This is a genomic window from Kistimonas scapharcae, from assembly GCF_039540975.1.
GTDB classification, from domain to species: Bacteria; Pseudomonadota; Gammaproteobacteria; order Pseudomonadales; family Endozoicomonadaceae; genus Kistimonas; species Kistimonas scapharcae.
This window is the reverse complement of record NZ_BAABFL010000026.1, coordinates 1-734: the sequence shown is the minus strand read 5'-3', so window position 1 is coordinate 734 and position 734 is coordinate 1. Positions and strand designations below refer to the sequence as shown.

Below are 734 nucleotides of genomic sequence, written 5' to 3'. Positions count from 1 at the left end.
AGGCTGGGTTACATGGCTGCGCGAACCTGCCCCATGCCAGCAAGGCTTCTCAAGCTGGCTGAGCCACAGTGGTAATCAGGTAACTTTATCTTCGAGGTTAAAAAGTTGTTCCATCTCTACCATCCCCAGATTTAAGACACCCGCCGAATGACGGGTGTCACCGGCAGTTATTTATTGAACATTCGGTTGCTCAGACCGGGTTCACCCAATGCCTGATAAGGAACAAACACGGCGCTGTTGTTCTTCGCCAGTGCTTGCTGGACTTCCAGGGTTTTCAGGGCAATCAGCTCGGGCGTAATACCCTCCGCGATGGTTTTGTTGACATCGCGGAGCGACCGGGCTTTGATCATTTCGATCTTGTAATCCATTTCAGCCAGCTTCTGTTGCCCCTGCTTTTCTTTCATTTCGATCTGCACCTGGGCTTCCTGAGTAGCGATAGCCACACGGCGTTCTTCAGCAGCCTCAACAGCTTTGGTGATCAGGTCGGGGTACTGGATACGCCCCAGCGCCACATCTGAGATCGTTAATGGGATACCCTTTGATGCTTCAGTGACAGCCTGGAAGATTTCGCCGCTGATCCGGGCATAGTTCTTATGCACATCTTCGACACTGTATTTGCTCATCACTTCCCGTGCCTTATTACGCACGATCATCCGGCCATAGGTCTGGTAAACAGTTTCCAGCCCCAGCACCCTGTTTGAGCCAATTGATGGTTCAGGCAGTACGATGTCGTT

1 protein-coding gene is annotated in these 734 nt (G+C 51.8%); it reads right to left on the bottom strand.

Going from position 1 to position 734, the window contains the following annotated elements:
- Positions 1–167: 167 nt before the first annotated feature.
- On the bottom strand, positions 168–734 hold a 567-nt coding region (locus ABD892_RS02270), incomplete at its 5' end, for an SPFH domain-containing protein (RefSeq protein ID WP_345193395.1).